Origin of the sequence: Geosporobacter ferrireducens (genome assembly GCF_001750685.1) — a bacterium.
Taxonomy (GTDB): domain Bacteria; phylum Bacillota; class Clostridia; order Peptostreptococcales; family Thermotaleaceae; genus Geosporobacter; species Geosporobacter ferrireducens.
In genome coordinates, this window is the sequence record NZ_CP017269.1 from 5,077,626 (window position 1) to 5,099,399 (window position 21,774).

Here is a 21,774-nt window from a genome sequence, read left to right on the forward strand (position 1 = left end):
GCGTATGTTTGTAAATGAAGTAACCCTACTAAAAACAGAAAATGAAACACAATCAAAAAACTTAAGAGAAGATGACCAGCAAGTTATTAAGGATATCATGAAAAGTATGAGTATGTTTAAGGTTAATTCATATGATGCACAAGTGATTCAAAGGGATTTGATAGGAATGGCGCATGAACTGAAGTTGAGGGATTCCAGCTTACAAGAGGTCATAGGGGATGATGTGAAAGGGTTTACTCATGAAATCATTAAGAATAGCGGCGGCCCGTGCAAGAGGGAGATTGTACTTAACTTTTTTCTTAAGCTATCAGGATACTTTTTTGCTTGGTTTACATTATTAGCCATTGGAGCCTACGGGGGCCTGTCATGGGATGCAAATCCAATTATATATCTTTACTACCTTGGAGCTGTGTTAATAACATTTATAACAGAGGGGATTATAGCGCCACTATTTAGTACTGAAAAGGGACCCAAAAAAAACTTACAATCATTAATCTCAATTTTGTTATTTATCTTACTAACTTTTATTATATTCTTAATGAATGATAAGACATATACCACAGAAGTAAAAGGTGGGAGCATTATTGTGGCATCAGGGCTAGTATACTTAATCACAAGGTATTTGAATTCAATCAATATCCGTAGACTAGCCAAAGATAAAAAGCACTTTATCAATGACTTATAATAGTTCACTATAGAATAAGGGATTCCTTTGTGTAAAATAGACCTAGGGGGCCCCATTTCTTATTTAGCAAGATAATATCATCATCCTATCAAAAACCATGTAGAGACCATACTTCTATTGCAACAAAGATATTATTGATTCAATGAAGTTTAGATCTGAGAAATGCAGTGAATTTAAGCTTTGCTATATATACGAATTAAGTTGTTAGGAGAATACTTATTGAGAGATAATATCATTACGAATTTGTATTTGTCGAGTGCTTGCTGCAAAGGAAAGCTTAACATTTTCTGCTATACTTATATCAGGGAGGAAGTCCGATATTATGAATGCTTTTGAAAACATGAATGCGCTTATTGAATATATCGAATCGGATTTGACAGCTGACATATCTGCTTTGGACATATCAAGAATTATTGGTTGTCCACGGGAACAGTTTGGTCGGATCTTTTCTTACCGGTATGTCGCTTTCGGAGTATTTACGTAGGCGCAGGCTTACTGTATGTGCGTTTGAAATTCAACAATGCAATAACAGAATAGTCGATATAGCTGTAAAGTATGGATATGAATCACAAGTTGCTTTTACCAGAGCATTTAAAGAGTTTCATGGCATTATACCTACAGAAGCACATAGTAAATCAGCAGTTTTTAAGGTTCAAAGCAAACTAAGTTTTTCCTCCCATGATTTTATGGTAAAGAGAGGAGATAGTATGGAAATACTTGGAAATATAGACTTTGTTGAACTTCCAGCATCAAGAATAGTTGGAATAGAGGTAGTCAATGGAGGAGGGGATAATCCTGTGCCTGCCCTCTGGGAACAGATATTTAGTCAAAACAAACTGAATGTTTTGCATTCAGAACAGGCTCTGTTGGATTTATTTATTGGATGGATGGGTGAATACAATCCCGAAAACGGTACATTCACATATATTGCAGGATATCTGATGCCCAGTGGAAACAAGGTTCCAGATGGTTTTTCTTACAGAGATATTCCAGTTTGTCAAATAGGTTTAGGTACAATAAACGGTAGTTTTGCTAATGGAGAAGTGTTTGCACATTCCCATGAGATGACAATTGAAGGAATCCGCAAAGCTGGTTATGAACCGGATTATTCATATGGTTGGAGTGCAGAGGCATATCCCAAGGACTTATCCTTCGAAGCAATAGAAGGAACAATTAATTATATTTGTCCATGTAAAAAAAGTATATAATAGGGATATGGACCTATATCAATAGTTTGGACAAAAATTTAGTTTTTTGAATCGTCGCCGCCATTGACAATCCAAACATAAATACTTTTGTGTTTTTACCCAAAGGCTATGAACTCAAAGCAAGCTATACACTCTGTCTTTGTGATCATGAATTGAGGTTGAAACTTTTGCTATTAGAAGGCTTTGCTCATAAACACGAGGTTGTTAAGGAAAGTGAAAACTGGAAACTAGGAGATCATGAGATGATAGAACAATATCTCCTTGAAGATTATGAGTTCAATGGTAATACAGAGATTGTTCAGTTGTTATCAATTATTCATGAGGATAATATAAAGGAGCAAGAATAAAATGAAAAAAGCAAGTGAAACTCAGAAGGAAAGAATTAAGGTCAGCATGTGCATGGACTTAGAAAGGTTATGATATAAATTGCCAATGAGGTATAATTATTGTTGATTTTGTATATGTGATAGAATTCATATGGTCGAGTAATCGTACAGAATCATTACTGGCAATTAATACATCTAAATTTATTGGTAAAAGTGGTTGAAAAGTTTTCATATTTGCGGTATACTCTCCTTGGTTTAATGGTGTTGTGGTGACTTCATTATACCAGAGGTGGGCTCTTTGGAGTTCGCTTTTTTATTGCGTTAAGATGTATGGCGGATACTGCATTTCAGAAAGAGAATTTTTTGGAAGGGATGAAGGATAAAGAAAGGTTTATGGCAGCTATATGCAATAACAGTAGGCTCAGCAGCTATAATATTTACATGGCATAAATCACCTTACGGCAGAAAAAGGAGTAATGTATAATGTACAAAAGTCTCGAAAAACTCCCAGATGAAAAACGTGATTTGATTTTACGGGTAAGCATGGAAGAGTTTGTGGAAAAAGGGTATGATAAAGCTTCTACCGATAGGATAACCCAAAGGGCAGAAATATCCAAAAGTTTACTCTTTTACTATTTTAAAAATAAAAAAGGGCTGTTTTTGTACCTGGTTGAGCATACAAGGAATTTGTTAGAGCAAGAAGTAAGGCTTGAAATAGAAAAGTTGGAAGAAGATGATTATTTTTTTAAAACGACTACTAAAAATAATTCATAAAGACTTGACATAAGCTAAATATTAATGTATGATAGTGAAAAAATATTTTCGCACGTATGCTTGCCACCGGGTAAGTATAAAAGTGTCAAGAGTACTTCATTAGGTCTTAGAAGAAGTACTTTTGGCACTTTTTTTTTATTAAGGAGGAATCATGAAAAAATTTAAATTGGATTTTTTAAAATATATATCACTTAATATTTTATCTATGGTGGGAGTATCGATTTATATACTAGCGGACACTTATTTTATCTCGAAAGCGCTCGGGGCAATAGGGCTTGCGGCACTAAATTTTAGTATTGTCATATTCACACTAATACAAGGTGTAGGCCTCATGATAGGAATAGGTGGTGCTATAGATTTTAGTATCAGAAACTATGAAAGAAGTAATTCAGGTAATGAATCTTTTATGAACGCTCTGCTTATCGGATTACTGTTTGCTGTAATTTTTCTTTTATTAGGAGTTTTCTTTTCAACTCAAGTATCGTTATTTCTTGGTGCGGATGAGTTGACACTGCCTCCGACAGAGACTTACTTAACTACAATATTAGGATTTTCTCCCTTTTTTATTCTAAACAATATAGTATTAGCATTTGTTCGAAATGATAAAAACCCGAGACTGGCCATGACAGCCATGGTTGTAAGTAGCTTTTCTAATATCATATTGGATTATGTTTTTATGTTTCCATTATCAATGGGGATTTTCGGAGCAGCATTTGCCACAGGATTATCTCCAATAATTAGCTTAAGCATTTTAATATTTCATTTTAGAAGTAATAGTGTTGGTTTCCATCTGTGCAGGTGCAAGATGGAACTAAAGAGATTAATGAAAATAATAACTCTTGGATTTCCCTCATTTGTAACTGAGCTTGCATCATCAATTACTCTATTTACCTTTAATATAGTGATTTTGAGAATAGCAGGGAATATTGGAGTTGCCGCTTACGGTGTCATTGCCAATGTTGCAATAATCGCGACTGCACTATTTACAGGATTAGCACAAGGGATACAGCCGCTGGTAAGTAATTATTTTGCCAGTTCTGACAAAGACGGATTAAGAACTATATTAAAATATAGCTTAATAACGTCGTTGGTATTATCGGCAACTATTTATTTTGTAATCTTAGCCTTTTCAAACAACATTGTTTCAGTATTTAATGGCGAAAATAATGAAACTCTTGCAACGATAGCAGGAGTTGGGTTAAAGATATATTTTACTGGGTATATCTTTGCAGGAATAAACATCGTTATAATATCATTTTTAAGTGCAGCATCAAATACTGTCAATGCAATGGCGATATCTATATTAAGAAGTAGTGTTATTTTGATACCTACCACATTGATTATGAGTTTCTTCTTTGAGATCTATGGGATTTGGGCATCTTTTATGGTAACAGAGCTATCTGTAACTATTTTGACCTATTTAACCCATCTTTCTCTCCAGAGAGAAAACACACAGTTGTCTGCTTATACTAAAGGATAAAATCTTGGAGATATTCAATAATATTTCTATGGATTTTTTATATTTATTAATACATTTCAGATGTCAAATAACAGCTGGAAATCATATAAAAATTTGCTTTAAACATATTATACGAGGAGGTATATTTTATGAAAAAATTTATTGTTGAAGATGACTTTTGGAACTTATTTCCTAAAGCAAGGATTGGTGTTGTTGCTTGCCACAGCATAGATAACACTATAAAAGATAAGGGCAGGTATAAGGATATGATTTACAACTCAGAAAAGGAAGCCTTAAAATATTTGAAAAATGAAGAATTTAGCAATAACGAAGTGATAAAAGTATGGAGAGAAGCATTCCAAAAGTTTAAAACAAAAAAGGGCGCAAGGTCATCCATCGAAGCTTTACTCAAACGGGTGCATAAGGGAGATCATATAGGCACGATTAATCCGCTGGTTGATATTTATAATTCTATTTCGCTAAAATATGCATTGCCTTGTGGGGGTGAGGATATTGATAGATTTGCTGGTGATATAAGATTAACTAAAGCCGTTGGGGATGAAAGCTTTGTTACATTGGGAACGGATAAAAGCGAATCACCCTATGAAGGAGAAATCGTATATAAAGATAAAGAAGGAGCCATTTGCAGGTGCTGGAATTGGCGGGAATCGGTAAGAACAATGCTCACTGAAAATACAACGAACGCTTTTTTATGTATTGAATTAGTTGATGAAAACAAAATTGTTGATTTTGAAAATGCATTAAATGAATTGGCAAGACTAGTTGAGGATAATTTAGGTGGAACATATAAAATATCAATTCTTGATGTTAATAATAAAGAAGTATCAATAAAATAATTTGAGGAGGATAAAGTGATGGGTGGTTTCAGTTATAAAGATGTTTATGTTGAAGATGGAAAAAGGGTACTTGAAGTTAATATACTTCCAGAAAAATATTGTAACTTTGACTGTATATTTTGTCCTATTGGAAGATCTGAAAATAAGGTGGATACCCAAAAGGCATTTGATGAATATGAGAGCTCATTGATTGAACTCGCAAAGATGATAGAAAATACAAAAGCAGAATTAATCTTTATTAACTCAAAAGGAGAAGCATTTGTAAATGATAAAATTGGTGAAATTATTGACTTTATCAAAGGGAAAGGCTTACATGTAAGACTACTTTCTAATGGATATTTACTAGGTAGAGATGAGTATATAAAAATTGCTAATAAATGTGATGAGGTTGTTGGGGAGATAAAAGTAATAACAGAAGAAGATTTTCGTAAAGTTCAAAGACCAATTGAAGGCTATACGTTAGAAGAATATATTTCAAACATGGTTTCCTTTAATAAACAATATAAAGGGAAATTTATATTTGAAATTACTATCATTAAGGGTTATAACGATGATGAAGAATCCATTCAAAAGATAAAAAATATTATTAAGGAAATATCTCCTAACAAGATAATTATTACAAGAATGGAAGATGAAAGATTTAAGAAAAAACTTGGTATCACTGATGAAAGATTTGAGGAAATTTCAAATGTATTACTAAATATTTCATAATGCTAACGCATAGGGATAGGGCTATTTCCACATGCCAAACAAAACGTTCCCGTGACTTGCACTAATCACCGCGACTTTCTTCTGCTAGGGCAATCAAAAATTTCGCACATTTGTCTAAAGGAAATATGAAGACCTAAACACTAGAGATTAATCAATGTTTAGGTCTTATTTTAGGGGCAAAACTTCCGATTGAACCCTTCAAGAACCGTCTTCTTGACAACTTAAATCGTACCAATTATATGTTTTTTATGATTAAATCCAATAATCCCGGGAATCGTTTCTCCAATTCTTCATATCGAATTGATAAAAATCGCTGTTTTCCTTCGATTCTTACTTTAATCAGTCCTGATTCCCGCAGTACTCTAAAATGGTGAGAAAGAGCGGATTTCGGCAAATCGATATTGCAACAAGCACAAGTAGTTTCATAGTTATTAGCAAGATTTTTTATAATATTAAGTCGAATGGGGTCACCCAAAGCCTTAAGTATTGTTGGTAAATTCAGTTGATCAATATTGGGATGGAATAATTCTCGCAATGCTTTTACCTCCTGAACATATTTTTATATTGCTAAATTTACTCTTGAATTATACCACATTCTATGATATGTTTAAATAGTTCAATAATAATTGAACTATTGAACAAAAAATCAAGGGAGGATGTTTTATGAAAGTCATTGCTTTTAACGGAAGTCCAAGGAAAAATTGGAATACTGCAACACTGCTGAATCATACCCTTGAAGGTGCGGCCTCACAAGGAGCAGAGACAGAGCTTATCCATCTTTATGATTACAATTATAAAGGCTGTATAAGTTGCTTTGCCTGTAAGTTGAAAGGTGCTAAAAACTATGGTAAGTGTGCTGTAAACGATGATTTGAAATCAATTCTTAAAAAAGTTGAAGAAGTTGATGCTATTATTTTAGGCTCGCCAATATACTTTGGAATGACTACTGGCGAGATAAGGTCCTTCCTGGAGCGTTTGATGTTTCAGTATCTGGTGTATGATGCAAACTATACAAGTCTCTTCAAAAGAAAAATACAGACAGGGTTTATTTACACAATGAATGTAAATCAGAGCCGTATAGGGGAATTGGGATACGAGCAGAATCTCAGAGGAACGGAAATGGCAATGAAGAGGATTTTTGGCGCATCGGAATCATTATTTGTTACGGATACATATCAGTTTGATGATTACTCCAAATATGAGACGTCCGGTCTCAATGAAGTGGAAAAGGCAAAGAGAAGGAAAGCAGTATTCCCGGAGGATTGCAAAAAAGCTTTTGAGATGGGCGTTAGATTTGCCCAGCAAAGCACCTTGTTGAAGTAGGCAGGCAGATGCAATAGGAAATTTCAATTGACTGGAGCGAAAAGTATGTGAAATGGTTGAATAGGCGGTTCAGAGATTAGACATATACGGAGGAGGTGAAAAAATGATAACGAAAAACAGATCAATACTGGATATTGTCGAAAAATATCCTGAAACCGTTGAGGTTTTCTTAAATCATGGAATGCATTGTTTTGGATGCATGGCCGCAAGATTTGAGAATATTGAACAGGGAGCGATGGCTCATGGTATTGATGTAGACCAATTGATGCAGGACTTAAATAAAGCTGTAAGCTTATAAATTAATTTCCAATCTAAAAGTAAGGGAGTGTTGCTAGCTACTTTTTACGGTAGTTTTGCAATACTCCCTTTAATTTTACCCTACAATATGAATACTCAGAGAAAAGGTCAGAAGCCTTCATTCTTCTGTCGAGATCTGAAACGGTGAGCTGATGGTAAAATCTATGTCAATATACCAAGAGCAATACACATATGTGATAGATTTATCCATGCGAAAATAAAAAACAAAAGAGTAAATATTTGTAATTTAGTTAAGGAAGATATATCAACTTTTTCCAAATAAATCCGATATATAATATGTATTCAATGAAAGGAAGATGTTTCATGATGAAAAACAAAGGTGTTAGGAGAAGATGAGTTGACCTCAAACCCAGTTGTGAAAAGGACAGCAACAAGACCTATGCTGTTTTTGTTCAGTTTTATATAGGCTCTAGCATAAGCCAGTCTTTCAAACTTCATATTGGTATTAATACGAACACCGCTTCTTATGAAGCTGACGAAAATGCTGCTAAAGCAATTAATTTAGTCCGTTGATGCTGCTTAATCTGCGCTCAGTGAGTACTGTGCGTGATAACCATTTATATTTACCGTTTCGAGCAATTCGGGCTACAGTAAAGCTGCGTTTATTTCAGGTAGCATTTCAATAGCAGCTGGACATAGCATCGAAGGATACACTGATTTGTCTGATGGTTCGATGAAAAAAGAGAGTGAGGAGGAAATTTTAAATGAGCAGGATTACTTTTTATACTACCACATCTAATTACTCAATATCTAATCTTACTGACAGTAAGATAAACACGGTCAAAGAAAACGGTTCAAACAATATTCATAACGATGAACTTTTCATTAGTGATGAGTCAATAAAAATGTGTCTAGCTCTCAAAGGATATGATTCCGATAGTCCCTTAAAGTTTGATGAACAGTTTTTAAACAAGGACTATTATGAACAAAGGAAATTGGACTTCGCTAAGAGCATCTCAGAAAAACAAGACATTGATCCTTTGGAAAATGAATTTCAAATTCTCGGAGTAAAATATATATTTCAGGCAGGAACTCTTGAACACTTTCTTACCGAAAAACTAGAAGGCAAAACAAAAAATGCTTCGTTGATTGCAAATGAAATTGCTGAAAAAATCAGAGGTACTGTTAGCAATCCAAATGCCACTATTGAAGAACGTGCGATGAATAGGAAAACTGCTTTAAAACTTGCGGAGCATATTGCACAAAATTATTTTGATAATGATGATGAAGCGAATGAGTTCTTGTCTGAAATTAACAAATATGCTGAAAATGACGTTTTGCGTGAAAAGGGATATGTGGTCTTTGATAACTCAGATATGAAACCTTTTAAAGCATATACAATGCCAACTGCTCCTGAGGGTTATATCTCTGCAAGTGCGTTGGCTGAGAAATATGGGGATACAAGTTTCAAAGAGATCTTCAATGACCGTGTCAAATTAGAAGATTTTCTTAAAGCATTGCATAAAAACGGTGAGAAATGGAGAGCAGAAATTGTTAAAGACTTTGATGAAAACGAGCAGCGCGTGCAAAATATTATAGATAAATCCAGTCTTTCACAGTTAAATGAGCAGTACGTGCAAAATATTATCAATAAATTTTTTGGATGAGAATAAAAATCAAAAACCTAAAAAATAGAATAAAAAATCCCCTCTACTATAGTTAGTAGAGGGGTATTTTGCGTTTATTCAAAATCCAAAAACTTATAGGCTGGAACACTTAGGGCCTTAGCAATCCTGAAAAATATATCTAATGAAATAGGTTTAAAAATATTGGAAAATTCAATTTGACAATCCATACAATCTTTTAACTAAGGAGAGCGGCAGTCAATCACTTTTTAGAAAGATATATCAATATGCTATTGCTGCTAGCATAATATATTATTTTGTTTGACATGATAATACTAATCTTATCATTAGTATTTTGGAGGAAATTATGTTAAAAAACATTAAAAAGTCCTTAAAATATTTAAAGAGAAGCAAAAATAACACTATGATTCAAACGGAAAAAATGGATGAGCCAGCAGAAAAAATTCCAAAAGATATAAAAAATGTTGAAAATCTATTGAAGAATACCTTCGAAAATAGCAAAGATTTAATTACTAGAAAAATATCCTTAGGCAGAAATCTCTCTATCCCAGTATTAGTTGTTTTTATAGATGGAATAATAGATAAAAAATTAATCAATAGTGATATAATAAAGCCTCTTATGCAGGAGAATATTTCATTAAATTTTAATACCTTACCAATGAATGAGGACTTTCTTGATTTCTTAAAAGAAAGTCTTATTCTCAACTGTGACATTGGTGAAATAAAGGATTTTAACGAAAGTATAGATGAAATTCTAGCGGGCAACGCCCTCGTATATGTGCATGGTATTGGGAAAGCTTTAAAGGTAAGTGTGCAGGGAGGGGATAAGCGAAGTGTTGAAGAGCCATTAACAGAATCTGTTGTGCGGGGGCCCAGAGAGGGCTTTACGGAGTCAATACTGACCAATACTTCCCTGCTAAGAAGAAAAATTAAAAACCCTTTCCTTAGGTTTGAGTCATTAACAATTGGCAAACAAACCAAAACTGAAATCATTGTATGCTATATTAAAGGCATCGCAAATCAAGAAATCATTGCTGAAGTAAAAAGAAGATTAAATAGAATTAAAGCTGACAGTATTCTGGAGTCAGGTAATATTGAAGAGTATATTGAGGATGCTCCCTTTTCACTATTTCCGACTATAGGCAATAGTGAAAAACCTGATATCGTGGCATCTAAAATTCTAGAAGGCAGAATTGCAATACTTTGCGACGGGACACCTTTTGTGTTAACGGTTCCCCATCTTTTTATAGAAGTATTGCAGGATGGTGAAGATTACTATTCAAGGTGGATTTATTCTTTATTGGTACGGTTTGTACGGTTAATGGCTTTTTGGATAACCACCATGATCCCAGCCTATTATGTAGCCTTAATAAGTTTTCATCAGGATGTAATTCCATTCAAATTACTGTTAACGATGTCAGCTTCAAGGGAAGGCATTCCTTTTTCAGCATTTTCCGAAGCATTGATGATGATTTTTACCTTTGAGTTATTAAGAGAAGCAGGTGTTCGCATGCCAAGACCAATTGGGCAGGCCATTAGTATTGTGGGGGCTCTAGTTATTGGAGATGCTGCAGTTAGAGCTGGTCTTGTAAGTATTCCTATGGTTGTGGTAATTGCTATTACTGCAATTAGCAGTTTCATCGTTCCTCAGATTGCTGGTGGATTATTGATTATACGACTATTATTGCTTATTGCAGCAAATGTAGTGGGGATATTTGGAATAATCATTGGAACACTGGTACTATTTATCCATATGTGCAGTCTAAAATCCTTTAATGTACCTTATTTATCTCCAATAACACCACTTGAAACAAGTGATTTAAAAGACAGCTTTATTCGTTATCCCATATGGGCGCTATTACTTAAGCCTAGGTCCTTTTTCAGAAAGACTTAATATCTCATTTGTAGTTCAGATTATTTAGACAGGATGTTGATTGATCAGTGAATAAAAAAATATGTAAAATAAATTTTTTAGTATCTATTCTGATCGTCTTATCTTTGACCACTGCTTGCTGGAATAACAGAGATATAACTGATATTGCTATAGCAGTTGGTGTTGGCCTGGACAAGACAGATTCAGGAGAAATTGAACTTACTATTGAACTGGTAAATCCTTCAGCAATACAAGGTGAAGAGGGTGGAGGAGGTAGCCGTGGAAACTCCCCGTCAAGTATTGAAGTATCTGCATCTGGCGCTACAATTTTTGCTGCTGCCAGAAATTTAATAGGCCATTCAAGTAGAAAAATGTTTTTTTCCCACATTCAAGTAGTCATCATTGGAGAATCCCTTGCGAGGGATGGGTTAGGGGAAATCATAGATTTTTGGGAACGGGATCATGAAACTAGAAGAAAGGCAGATTTTCTTATAGCAAAAGGAATAACTGCTAAAGAGATACTTAAAACTCAGACGCAAATAGAAAATTTAACTTCTATTCACCTTATGAAAAGTCTGGAAGCCAGCAATGCTATAGGAAAAATTCGAAAGATTACCCTCTTTGATATTATTCAGCAAATTCATGAGCCGGGACGTTCTGTTATCATAGGGACAGTATCTCCTGGCAGCGCTTCTGAAGCGGCTTATATTGAGGATATGGAGTTTCAAGGAGCCAGCGTTTTCAAATATGGCAGATTGATAGGCTTCCTTTCTCCATCAGAAACCAGAGGCTTTCTATTTGCTACTGACAAGATTCAGAGCACCATTCTTACTGTTCCTAATCCATTAGTGCCGGAAAAGCTATTTGCTGTAGAAGTTCTTAATAGTAAAGGGAATGTAGAAGCAAAACTTGAAAAAAAACAACTTAAACTAAAAATCAAAGTAGAAGCTATGGGAAATCTTGGAGAAATTATAGGAGAAAAAAGTCTAGTAGAGTTTGATTTATTAAATACATTACAAAAGGATCTTGAAGAAAGCATAAAGAAGGAGATAAGCGAAGCGGTGAAAAAGGCACAGCAGGAATATCAAAGTGACATATTTGGCTTTGGTGGAGTGCTTTATAGAAAACAATATGAAGATTGGTTAAAACTTGAGGATAATTGGGAGAATATTTTTTCAAACACACCAATAGAAATTGACGTAAAATTTAGCCTTAATACTTCAGGCCTTATCAAGGAGCCTGCATTTTCTAACATAAGGGAGTGAGAAAATGAAAATCATTGCGATACTCATTGTGTTTCTAATTATTACCGTCATTGATTTTCCTAAACTGTCCAAGCAAGACAGCAAAAAGAAATATATAGCCATCTACTTTACGCTACTGTTTCTTGGGCTATTGATTAGCATTTTACAGATTTTAGTAGAAGATCTTCCAGGTCCTCTGTTAATGTTAAAAAATATCATTGAGAAAATATAGTTATACAACTCTAAATTCCAACTTACTTTTTAAACTATACCAAAATGGAGGAAAATTGAAATGACAGGAGAAAAAATATCTTCTTATCAGCTGGGAATGATAATAATTTCCTTTTTTATGGGCAGTGCTTTAGTGATAAATCCTGCTGTCGCAGCAAAGCAGGATGCCTGGTTTGCCTTTTTATTTGCTTGGATTGGGGGGCTTGTTTTGCTATGGCTTGCAATAAAAATTGCAGAGTTGCATCCTAAAAAGTCCTTAGTAGGAATATTGATAGATTGTTTTGGAAGATTTTGGGGAAAATTAATAGCCCTAGCGTATGGATGGTATTTCATACATCTTGCAGCAGAAGTAATTCGCACCTACGCCAACTATGCAACAACTGTAAGTTATCCTGAAACACCGCTGCTTTTTTTTTCTGTCTCCTATTCTTTGGTGGTAATCTATGCACTGAAGGTAGGGATTGAAACCGTAGGCAGGATGAGTGAAGTTTTTGTACCTTTTATTATTCTGGTTATTATTTTTACCTTCTCTGCTTCCTTATCTTCTATGGATATTAGAAATTTTCAGCCTGTATTGTCTCAAGGATTTCTTCCGCCATTAAAAGCTGGATTTACTACAATGACTTTGCCTTTTGGTGAGTTTTTCATATTCTTAATGATTTTACCTAATCTCAATCATCAAGATAATTTTAAGAAAACATCCCTTTTAGCCTACCTAATAGGAGGGTGTATATTATTTACTATAGTCTGTAGAAACCTTTTGGTGTTGGGAGCAGATATGTTGGCAAGAGACATCTTCCCTTCCCATATTGTATTTAGACTTATACCAGTAATAGATGTTGCACCGCTTTTAGATATCAATCTGATTATAGCAGGAGTAGTGAAAACCTGTATATGTCTCTATGCATCAGCTAGACTCATCATCGAGGTTTTTGGCCTTTTAAATTATAGAATTCTGGTTTTGCCTCTAACTGCTTTTGCTGTATCCTTGTCAATGATGGTTCGTGGTAGTGTCATAGAACAGATCACTGTTACAATGGAAATATGGCCAATTTATTCAATACCCTTTCAAATTATCATTCCTCTAGCTTTGTTAGTATTATCCTTGTTGAACAGAAAAAACTCTAATTATAATAGAACATAAAAAAGAAAGTAGGAATAAGAACATTCACACCGTCTATGGAAATCAATGACGAAAGATCGTTTTCTCTCGAAGGAGTTATTGAAATGCAGGTAAATATGACAAAAGCGCAGGTTCGCATTATACGGGCCGAAACAAGCAGCAAGGTGAAATGTCACTACGCAACTATGTGATTATAAATTACTGACACTGTCGTAAAGTTCTTTTTTATCTTCCTTCGTTAATACAAAATCAGTTACAAAGGCAATAATGAGAACAATAAAAATATTGGCAATAAACCTTGTTATGGTGAGTTTCCAACCCATAGACGAAGCTTCAAACAACAGCAGAGGTATTCTGATGCTAGTGCAGGAACAAATAAAGATCAAGACATTTAAAAGCTTGCTGCCCTTCTTCAGCAGCATACCTGCCATCGGCAGTAAGGCATATAAAGGAACTGCAGTAACCATCCCCAAAAGAAAAGAAACCAGAATACCCCCCATACCTGATTCTTCGCCCATGATTTTATGCATAGCCTCCTTTTCCACCCATACATCCAGCAAACCAGTGCAGATGAAAATAGGAGTTAGCATTAATAAGAAGTTTGAAAAAATCTTTCCGGTAAACACAAATGATTTTTTCCCAGTCTGTGGAAAGAAAATAAGGATAAAAAGGTTGACGGTTATAACGGATAGAAAAAAAACATGTTTTTTGATAAATTTATTCATTGAAAAATCCCTCCTATGATAAAAGCTGCAATAAAGGAGAATATGAGGGCTAACAGGTTTCGCAGCAGGGTTATCTTCCTGCCTAAATACTTTATTTCAAGCGGCATTGTTACAAGGCTAACGGTAGTCAGCGTAAAGATGAATACATTAATCTGTATTAGGCCTGCACCACTTTTCAGTAATTCGGAAGCAATAGGAAAAGCAATCAAAGCCGGAATAGCAGCCGCAGAGCCAAGCAATGCAGATAAGCATACGCCTTTTCCTCCTGATTCTGAGCCAATAACGGCTTGTATTGTTTCCCTCTGTACAACAGCAAGCATAAGTCCCACAAAAATCAATACGGCAAGAAATTGCGGGAGTACGGATAAAAACATCTTCCATGCCTTTTTTAATGCCAGCGAGGTTTTAGCTTTACTTTTTATAAATGACAGGATCAGTAAAATTCCCATAATTCCGTACAGGCATCCGGTAAATACAATCTCCATGTTTAATCTCCCCCTCCATCAACGGCCTGAATTTCTTGCTTTATTATATTGATTATAATATAATTTGCATGGGAGGTATGTTGCGTATGCAACATAATGTGAGATGATTCAGTATGGAGAGATATTAGAACAAACAGATCTTTTTGCCGGCATTGAATCGAATGATATTGAAGCAATGATGGGTTGTCTTAATGCACGAAGCATGGAGTACGAAAAGAACGAAATGTTACTGTGGGAGGGTGACAAAGTAAACGATATCGGCATTGTGCTTTCAGGACATGGGCGCTCTATAAAAGAGGATATATCCGGTAAAACCGTAATTGTTACTCTTTTAGAAAAAGGCAGTCTAATCGGTGTTTTATTAGCTGCCAGCCGGGAACGCAGAAGTCCTGTGTCGGTACAGGCATTGGGTCATCTTTCAGTACTGTTTATTCCCATGGAGAATGTGCTGAAACGATGCACTAAAGCCTGTGCAAGGCATGACCGCTTACTACGCAATGTCTTGGACGGTATCGCAGAAAAGGCATTAATTCTGCATGACCGAAATGATTGCTTGATAAAACCGTCTGTAAGGGAAAAGGTATTAACCTATTTGACAGGGCTGGCAAAAGCACAAGGGAGTTGTACTATAACCCTTCCATTTGATAGATGTGCTATGGCAGAATATCTGAACGTTGATCGCAGCGCCCTGTCTAGAGAGCTTTCCAAAATGAGAAAAGACGGATTGATTGATTTTTATAAAAACAACTTCAAACTGCTTTACAACAAATTTTAAAAGGCAGTCCAATAGCATATTGCTTAGTTTAGGTGTTTGAATATTTAAAATTATTGACAAGGACGATTGTAATGGAATTAGGATTTATAAAAATTAAAGCTGCCAAAAGTAAAAAATAAACTGCTGGAGCGTAAGGCACTGTTTCATAGGCTGGATGATGTGTTCAAATTCAGGCTTGCAGTCGTTACGGCTCCTGTGGGCTTTGGGAAAAGTACTTTGCTTTCTTCATGGCTGCATGAGCATATAAGAGAGTGTTGTCTTGTTTCGTGGGTAGCTTTTAATGAAACTGACAATGACCCATTTGCATCTGAATCAGGCTGAAGGTTTATTGTTCTTTCTAGTACATCCATTCTGTAACTTCATTCCATAGTTTACGTGGACGTACATATGGAGATTCGTTAGGGTAACCTATAGCGATAGCTGCTACGAGTTCATCCTTTCGATTTAACCATGAACATATTTCGTTATTAGAATAAAAAATATCACAAATCCAAAATAACCTAAATAAGTAAAACGGCGGCTGTTAAGTTCTGAACTTTCATCATGATAAAAAATAAATTATTGATATAAGGGGGATGTTCAATATCGCTATATGTAACATGCGATACTGAACATCCCCCTGGACATTCCTTCCCTGGTGTTGTTTTTATATCTTTAAAATCGTATATTGTACAATAAGTGAAGTAATAGATAGAACAGTCCAACAACTAAAACCAAGTAAAATCGGCTTCCAGCCGTTTTTTATAAGCTTGGCAATATTCGTATTTAAACCAATAGCTGCCATAGCCATAACAATCACAAACTTTCCGACTTGCACGAACAAACCTCCTGTTCCTGCAGATATCGGCAAGAATGTGTTAATAAGCGAAGCTGCTATAAAGCCTAAAACAAACCAAGGGAATATTTTTGAAAACTTATATCCGGATTTGCTGTTTTGTATTTCCTTTTTTGAAATATAAAGTGCAAGTACAAGTGTTATGGGTACGATCATTAGGGTTCTTGTTAGCTTCACAATTACTGCCAGATTGCCTGCCGCATTACTGAAGGTGTATCCTGCTGCAACCACAGAAGAGGTATCATTTACTGCGGTACCGACCCAAAGACCAAAGTTGTAGTCAGTCATATGCAGCAGATGCCCAAGGATCGGAAACAGAAAAGCTGCGACAACATTAAACAGAAAGATTGTAGAAATAGAGGAAGCTACGTCCGCATCATCGGCATGAATGACAGGTGCTGTGGCAGCAATCGCTGAACCGCCGCAAATGGCTGTTCCTACACCAATCAAAATATTCGTTTTACTCTCCAGCTTTAAGCGTTTACCTACTATATAAGCAGTGAGGAAAGCAGCGGTAAGCGTAAAGATCATGAGGACGAGCGTTTGACTGCCTACTTTAAAAACATTATAAAGGTTCATGCCAAAGCCCAGCAATATAATGGAATATTGCAGCAGCTTTCGAGAAGTATATTTAATTCCGCTTTCGACTAGAGCCGGTCTTTTCCAAAAAGCGAGAATCATTCCAAATAGGATCCCAAGCACCGGGCTTCCGATAATGGGGAAAAGATGACCAAGCAGCCATGCCGGGGCTGCTATTATAGCAGTAAGTGCAATTCCAGGCAGTGTATTCAGTACTTTTTTCATTATAATCACCCCTTTTGACAAATAGTATATACCTTAGTAATATATAAGTAAAATATTATTATTTTATTATTATGATAAGCTATTACTTATTTATGAGAGGAGATGCTGTCTTGACATTAAGACATTTTCAAATATTTGTAACTGTTTGCGATGCGATGAATATGACTGCGGCTGCAAACACTCTTTTTATGTCTCAGCCTGCTGTCAGCCAAGCAATATCTGAACTTGAAGCACACTATGATGTTCGGCTTTTCGAGAGGTTATCAAGGAAATTATATCTTACACAGGCGGGTGAAAAACTTTTGGGTTATGCACGGCATATAATCCGGATGAATAGGGATGCAGAAGGTGAAATGCGGGCTTTAAGCAAAAATGGTTCCATAAGAATCGGTGCAAGTGTCACAATCGGAGCTTGTGTTTTGCCTAAGCTAATAAGATCATTTAAGGGTGAGATTACAAGCGTAGCTGTAGAAGTGACAGAGGGGAATACAGCACAGATTGAGCAGCTTATCATATGTGATAAGCTTGATTTGGGGCTTGTAGAAGGAGAAGTTACATTACCTGATATTATCAGCAAACCCTTTTCAGAGGATACGCTGGTATTGATCTGTGGAAAAAATCATCCCTTTTCAAGACGTGTATTTATTGAACCTCAGGAGCTGGAAGGAGAAAACTTTATCTTAAGGGAAGAAGGAAGCGGGACCAGAAAGACATTTGAGGATGCCATGTCTGAAAATGCACTGACATGGACATCAACTTGGACATGCAGTAATGCGGATACAATCAAAATGGCGGTTGCTGAAGGGCTTGGTGTTTCTGTTATTTCAGAACGGGCTGTTTGCAGAGAAATTGAATCAGGAATTCTCCATAGTGTGAAGATAAATGGACTTTTTTTAAAGCGCCGGTTTAAACTTGTGTATCACAAAAATAAGTATCTTACGGAAGCTATGAAGTGCTTTATTCGTTTTTGTTTCAGTTGGGAGAACTGAATAGGTTTTTCTAAAGTACAGTTATAAATAGGGCGGATGGAAGTCTATGAGATCAGAGAGGGGCTTTTTATCACAACTTTAAGAATGGACTAAAAAAGACGATTTAAATAGAGTAGCCATATTAACCAGATGTAGAGCTTAATCCATATCTATGGTATACTATAGAAAATTATAGATACTAAAAAATACGGAGGATTATCGTGAATCAAGTGATAAAAGAGTATTTGATATCTCTAAAAAACAAAACTGTCTCCTTGGAGGAGCTAAGTGCTCTTTTTGCCGGGGATACCACTTATGAAGAGTTTGCCTCCTATATAGAAGAGTTATGCGCAGAAAATATACTGATACCAATAAAGACCAGAGGGAGGAATTATAGCAATCCCTCTCTTTTTTATTTCTATCGGGTGGACAAGTATCTTTTGAACAAGGAGCTGATGGAGCAGATCCAGTCTCTGCAGTTGAAGGTACATAAGGGCATATCCCTAAGTGCCTACTATGGATTAAGCCAGGAGCGGATTACAGAAGATCTACCATATATATTAAAAGTAGACAGGTTTTTGACGGAAAAAGGATTCCAGCTAGAAGAAGCACTGTCTCCAGAGCGATCCTTTCAGCTGGTTGCCGATGAAAAATGGATCGATGAAAAGGGGGGAAGAAAGCTCTTGGAGAGACTCAAGGTCTGGGAGGCCCTGAAGATCTCCACAACCCCTGATCCTCTCATGTATGCCCTAAACCCAGCCATGCTGGGCAGTAAAGTACACAGGCATCTGATCGTAGAAAATAAGGCCACATTTTACGGACTCAGTGATGCTATCCGAAACACTCCTTTTACAACCCTGGTATATGGCTGTGGGTGGAAGATCGCCGGTAGTGTGCAGATGCTTCCCAAGCAGTTGTCTATGGAAGAGCAAACCCATACATACGATTACTTTGGAGATCTGGACTATGAGGGGATGTCCATATGGCTCCATGTATATGAAGCCGTAAATGCTAAGCCGGCTCTGCCTTTTTATGAGGCACTGCTGCGGACCAACCGGGCGGAAGGGAAAACCAATCAGCGAAAAAATCTGCAGGCATTGGAGCAGTTTCTTGCTTTTTTCCAAGAAGAAGATCAAAACAAGATACAAGAAACCTTGGAAAACGGTGGTTACTATCCTCAGGAAACCCTTACAAAAGACATCCTACAAGAAATCGGGAGGAGTGCAATATGGAAATAAAAATGGCAGCAGTTGTAGAAAATTATCGAGACCGGATGCAGCGGCTGGCTTTGTTTGATGTGCTCTATAGCCTGCAGAACAAAAAGCAGAAGGATCGAAAGGGCCAGGAGATCGATTATTTTAACCTGGGACTTCTTGCTCTGCTATTCTTCTTTGAAAATATGCTGCTGCGAAATAAGAAAACGGGGGTCAATGAGCTGGCCGCGTTTTATCAGGAGCTCAATGAAGGGGAAATGGATCTGCAGGAAGAAGACTACCTGAAGGCGGCAAAGATTGTGATCGAAACCTTCCGCCCGCCAGGAGGCAAACGGAACAGCCGGACGTTTTACAACTGGGAGACCAGAAAAAGTGACCAGGTGCAGTACTCCATACTCAAAGCCAATACCTATGATGCTGCTACCAATGCCCAATACTATGTATTGGATGAAGACGGGCTGGAGCTTATTTTTGCCACTAAGGAGTATTTTTCGGAGTTTCAGCTGTCTATGAACCAGCTGCTCCTGCGAAAACAACTGGAGAAAGGGGAGTTCGCCGGTGCCCTGCGGCAGATTGACGAGATGCGTATCGATGTAGATACCCTATACCAACGGATCGTCAAGATCAAGCATGAGATCCACCGGAATATCATCTCCGATGAGACCTATGAACGGTATAAAACCATGGTGGAGGATATCAACCGCCGACTCAATCGAGAGCATGATGAGTTCAATGAGCTTCTGATTTTTGTCCGGGATATGCGGGCGCGGCTCAGTTATGAGATCACCTCTGCAAAAGATCAAAAATCCTATGAATATATCATGAAGATCGACCGGGAGCTCCAAGAGGTTCACCATGAGCACAGCAAGCTATTAAACGAGAGCATCGTATTGAAAACATCCGCCCTGCAGGCAGCCAGAGAATCCCTGTATTATGCAGGGATTAACTCCTTCAACTTCAATCAGGAAATCACATCCAGGGTGATATCTGCTCCTCTTCCCCTGGAAGCCTCCAGAACCCTTGTGAACCCTCTTTTATTTCTGGAGCAAGTCAATACCTGGTCTCCCCTGACCGTATTCGGACAGCAAAGGATCGAAAACAGAGAACGGGAGCAGGTCTCCCAGGAGTTTGCAGAGCTTTCCGGTGAGGAAAAACAAAAGATAGAGATCGGCATACAAAACAGGAATTTTGCCTATATCATGCGATATATACTGGACAACTGTGAGGGGGATCGGTTTGATATCAAGACAGTGGTTGAACGGTGCAAAAAAGAAAACTCGGAGATGCTTGTCCATCGCTCCTTCTACGACTTCTTTCTTCTTCTCCATCAAAGATCACCCATGGAAGTAGGCATCCAAAGAGAAAAATCCAAAGGAACCGTGCTGGAGGGAGTTGTGGAAGAGTTGTATCCCATCTATAAGGAACTGCTGGTGGAGGAAGGGATGGAAGACATACAAGGCTGTGGGCGATATAGTATACAAAATATGGTGATTACCCTAAGGAGAGAGAACGATGGTCTATGACAATGAACAGATTATGAAAGCCTTTCAAATCTATGCAAAACTCAGTATGAACGGGATCGCTGATAAAGAAGACTGTCGGACCTATATGGCCGATGATGAAATACGGGGGCTGGTGGATCAGTTTGCAGAGGCTGTGGGTTGTACCGTGTTTACAGCCGGGGACAAGCTGTACTTCCTTCCAAAAGCCCAGAATAACTTTTTTCATGTGACCAATGAAACCATCAAGAAAAACTGGCTGCCTGCCAGGGCGGACAACGGGGACATCTATCTCCTCTATATTGCGATCATTGTTCTTTTTGGGGAATTCTATGACAGCTATCAGACCATCGAATGTACCAGAGACTTTATTTCCATGGACGAATGGCTAGACAGCCTGTCGGAGCGGCTGGCTGTTATTGACAGTATGGATCAGGAGGAGCTCAAAGCCTATGAGGCAGCGTACAAGTACAACTGGATTTCCATCATCGAAAAGTGGAACGCTGTCAACGACATCAGTGAGAGCTCTAAGACCCAGGATGCCAGAACGGTGAGCAGACTGGCGTTTCTCAATACGTACAAAAACTTCCTGATCGTTCAGGATTTGATCCGAGAGATCGGGAACCAAGAGATCGAACTGACGGAAAAGGCCAAGATCATCGTCCAGAAGTACTATATGGAGGAAGAATATAACAGAGGAATACTGAATTTTATCTACAGCTTTGAAAATGAAAAGAAAGGGGATGCATAG

The 21,774-nt window shown here is 37.0% G+C and carries 23 protein-coding genes and 1 pseudogene; 20 read left to right on the forward strand and 4 right to left on the reverse strand.

From position 1 onward, the window contains the following. Window positions 1-4: 4 nt before the first annotated feature. From Gferi_RS23800 to Gferi_RS23830, 8 genes and pseudogenes are all read left to right on the forward strand, one after another. The gene (locus Gferi_RS23800; protein ID WP_069980610.1) at window positions 5-685 is read left to right on the forward strand and encodes a DUF1048 domain-containing protein; all 681 of its coding nucleotides are present in this window, start codon (window positions 5-7) and stop codon (window positions 683-685) included. 458 nt (window positions 686-1,143) lie between these two features. Further along, a pseudogene (locus Gferi_RS29325) lies at window positions 1,144-1,248 on the forward strand (AraC family transcriptional regulator); the annotation flags it as partial. 144 nt (window positions 1,249-1,392) lie between these two features. After that, window positions 1,393-1,893 carry a GyrI-like domain-containing protein gene (locus Gferi_RS27800; RefSeq protein ID WP_069980611.1) on the forward strand — a complete coding sequence of 167 codons (501 nt, stop codon included), beginning with the start codon at window positions 1,393-1,395 and terminating at the stop codon, window positions 1,891-1,893. Between the two features lie 167 nt (window positions 1,894-2,060). Then, window positions 2,061-2,240 carry a hypothetical protein gene (locus tag Gferi_RS23810; protein WP_069980612.1) on the forward strand — a complete coding sequence of 60 codons (180 nt, stop codon included), beginning with the start codon at window positions 2,061-2,063 and terminating at the stop codon, window positions 2,238-2,240. 462 nt (window positions 2,241-2,702) lie between these two features. Continuing rightward, window positions 2,703-2,993, forward strand: coding sequence for a TetR/AcrR family transcriptional regulator (locus Gferi_RS23815; RefSeq protein ID WP_069980613.1), 291 nt, complete (start codon window positions 2,703-2,705; stop codon window positions 2,991-2,993). 151 nt (window positions 2,994-3,144) lie between these two features. Continuing rightward, window positions 3,145-4,473 carry an MATE family efflux transporter gene (locus tag Gferi_RS23820; protein WP_069980614.1) on the forward strand — a complete coding sequence of 443 codons (1,329 nt, stop codon included), beginning with the start codon at window positions 3,145-3,147 and terminating at the stop codon, window positions 4,471-4,473. A 128-nt stretch (window positions 4,474-4,601) separates the two neighbouring features. Then, the gene (locus Gferi_RS23825) at window positions 4,602-5,309 is read left to right on the forward strand and encodes a B3/B4 domain-containing protein (protein WP_069980615.1); all 708 of its coding nucleotides are present in this window, start codon (window positions 4,602-4,604) and stop codon (window positions 5,307-5,309) included. 18 nt (window positions 5,310-5,327) lie between these two features. Next, window positions 5,328-6,020, forward strand: a complete 693-nt coding sequence (locus Gferi_RS23830) for a radical SAM protein (protein ID WP_069980616.1) — start codon at window positions 5,328-5,330, stop codon at window positions 6,018-6,020. A 235-nt stretch (window positions 6,021-6,255) separates the two neighbouring features. Here the strand turns inward: Gferi_RS23830 and Gferi_RS23835 are convergent, their stop codons facing one another. Then, window positions 6,256-6,555 carry an ArsR/SmtB family transcription factor gene (locus tag Gferi_RS23835; protein WP_069980617.1) on the reverse strand — a complete coding sequence of 100 codons (300 nt, stop codon included), beginning with the start codon at window positions 6,553-6,555 and terminating at the stop codon, window positions 6,256-6,258. A 128-nt stretch (window positions 6,556-6,683) separates the two neighbouring features. Between Gferi_RS23835 and Gferi_RS23840 the strand changes: the two genes are divergently transcribed. The 7 genes from Gferi_RS23840 to Gferi_RS23870 all read left to right on the forward strand — a co-directional run bounded on the left by Gferi_RS23840 (window position 6,684) and on the right by Gferi_RS23870 (window position 13,739). Beyond that, the gene (locus tag Gferi_RS23840) at window positions 6,684-7,343 is read left to right on the forward strand and encodes a flavodoxin family protein (protein ID WP_069980618.1); all 660 of its coding nucleotides are present in this window, start codon (window positions 6,684-6,686) and stop codon (window positions 7,341-7,343) included. Window positions 7,344-7,446: 103 nt separating this feature from the next. After that, window positions 7,447-7,641, forward strand: coding sequence for a DUF1858 domain-containing protein (locus tag Gferi_RS23845; RefSeq protein ID WP_069980619.1), 195 nt, complete (start codon window positions 7,447-7,449; stop codon window positions 7,639-7,641). A 724-nt stretch (window positions 7,642-8,365) separates the two neighbouring features. Beyond that, the gene (locus Gferi_RS23850) at window positions 8,366-9,268 is read left to right on the forward strand and encodes a hypothetical protein (RefSeq protein WP_069980620.1); all 903 of its coding nucleotides are present in this window, start codon (window positions 8,366-8,368) and stop codon (window positions 9,266-9,268) included. 325 nt (window positions 9,269-9,593) lie between these two features. Then, window positions 9,594-11,141 (forward strand): spore germination protein, encoded by a 1,548-nt coding sequence (locus tag Gferi_RS23855; RefSeq protein ID WP_083273739.1) that lies wholly within the window; start codon window positions 9,594-9,596, stop codon window positions 11,139-11,141. A gap of 47 nt (window positions 11,142-11,188) precedes the next feature. Next, window positions 11,189-12,385, forward strand: coding sequence for a Ger(x)C family spore germination protein (locus tag Gferi_RS23860; protein WP_069980621.1), 1,197 nt, complete (start codon window positions 11,189-11,191; stop codon window positions 12,383-12,385). 4 nt (window positions 12,386-12,389) lie between these two features. Then, a complete protein-coding gene (locus Gferi_RS23865) occupies window positions 12,390-12,596 on the forward strand; it encodes a hypothetical protein (RefSeq protein ID WP_069980622.1) in 207 nt (68 codons plus the stop codon). Window positions 12,597-12,656: 60 nt separating this feature from the next. Continuing rightward, window positions 12,657-13,739, forward strand: a complete 1,083-nt coding sequence (locus Gferi_RS23870) for a GerAB/ArcD/ProY family transporter (protein ID WP_069980623.1) — start codon at window positions 12,657-12,659, stop codon at window positions 13,737-13,739. A 170-nt stretch (window positions 13,740-13,909) separates the two neighbouring features. Here Gferi_RS23870 and Gferi_RS23875 read toward each other — a convergent pair whose 3' ends face one another. Further along, a complete protein-coding gene (locus Gferi_RS23875; RefSeq protein ID WP_069980624.1) occupies window positions 13,910-14,443 on the reverse strand; it encodes a permease in 534 nt (177 codons plus the stop codon). Beyond that, window positions 14,440-14,928, reverse strand: a complete 489-nt coding sequence (locus Gferi_RS23880; RefSeq protein WP_069980625.1) for a permease — start codon at window positions 14,926-14,928, stop codon at window positions 14,440-14,442. The genes Gferi_RS23875 and Gferi_RS23880 overlap by 4 nt, the downstream gene beginning before the upstream one ends. 103 nt (window positions 14,929-15,031) lie before the next feature. Here Gferi_RS23880 and Gferi_RS23885 point away from each other — a divergent pair, with 103 nt between their 5' ends. Further along, the gene (locus tag Gferi_RS23885; RefSeq protein WP_069980626.1) at window positions 15,032-15,703 is read left to right on the forward strand and encodes a Crp/Fnr family transcriptional regulator; all 672 of its coding nucleotides are present in this window, start codon (window positions 15,032-15,034) and stop codon (window positions 15,701-15,703) included. 646 nt (window positions 15,704-16,349) lie between these two features. On the opposite strand, the gene Gferi_RS23890 is transcribed toward Gferi_RS23885, so the two are convergent. Beyond that, the gene (locus Gferi_RS23890; RefSeq protein WP_069980627.1) at window positions 16,350-17,342 is read right to left on the reverse strand and encodes a YeiH family protein; all 993 of its coding nucleotides are present in this window, start codon (window positions 17,340-17,342) and stop codon (window positions 16,350-16,352) included. A 110-nt stretch (window positions 17,343-17,452) separates the two neighbouring features. Here Gferi_RS23890 and Gferi_RS23895 point away from each other — a divergent pair, with 110 nt between their 5' ends. The 4 genes from Gferi_RS23895 (at window position 17,453) to Gferi_RS23910 (ending at window position 21,774) form a co-directional block, all read left to right on the forward strand. After that, entirely contained in the window at window positions 17,453-18,331 is an 879-nt protein-coding gene (locus Gferi_RS23895) for a LysR family transcriptional regulator (RefSeq protein ID WP_069980628.1), read from the forward strand. A 200-nt stretch (window positions 18,332-18,531) separates the two neighbouring features. Further along, window positions 18,532-19,548 carry a Wadjet anti-phage system protein JetD domain-containing protein gene (locus tag Gferi_RS23900; RefSeq protein ID WP_069980629.1) on the forward strand — a complete coding sequence of 339 codons (1,017 nt, stop codon included), beginning with the start codon at window positions 18,532-18,534 and terminating at the stop codon, window positions 19,546-19,548. After that, entirely contained in the window at window positions 19,539-21,047 is a 1,509-nt protein-coding gene (locus tag Gferi_RS23905) for a replicative DNA helicase (protein ID WP_069980630.1), read from the forward strand. Before Gferi_RS23900 ends, Gferi_RS23905 begins: the two co-directional genes overlap by 10 nt. Continuing rightward, window positions 21,037-21,774 carry a DUF6063 family protein gene (locus tag Gferi_RS23910; protein WP_069980631.1) on the forward strand — a complete coding sequence of 246 codons (738 nt, stop codon included), beginning with the start codon at window positions 21,037-21,039 and terminating at the stop codon, window positions 21,772-21,774. The genes Gferi_RS23905 and Gferi_RS23910 overlap by 11 nt, the downstream gene beginning before the upstream one ends.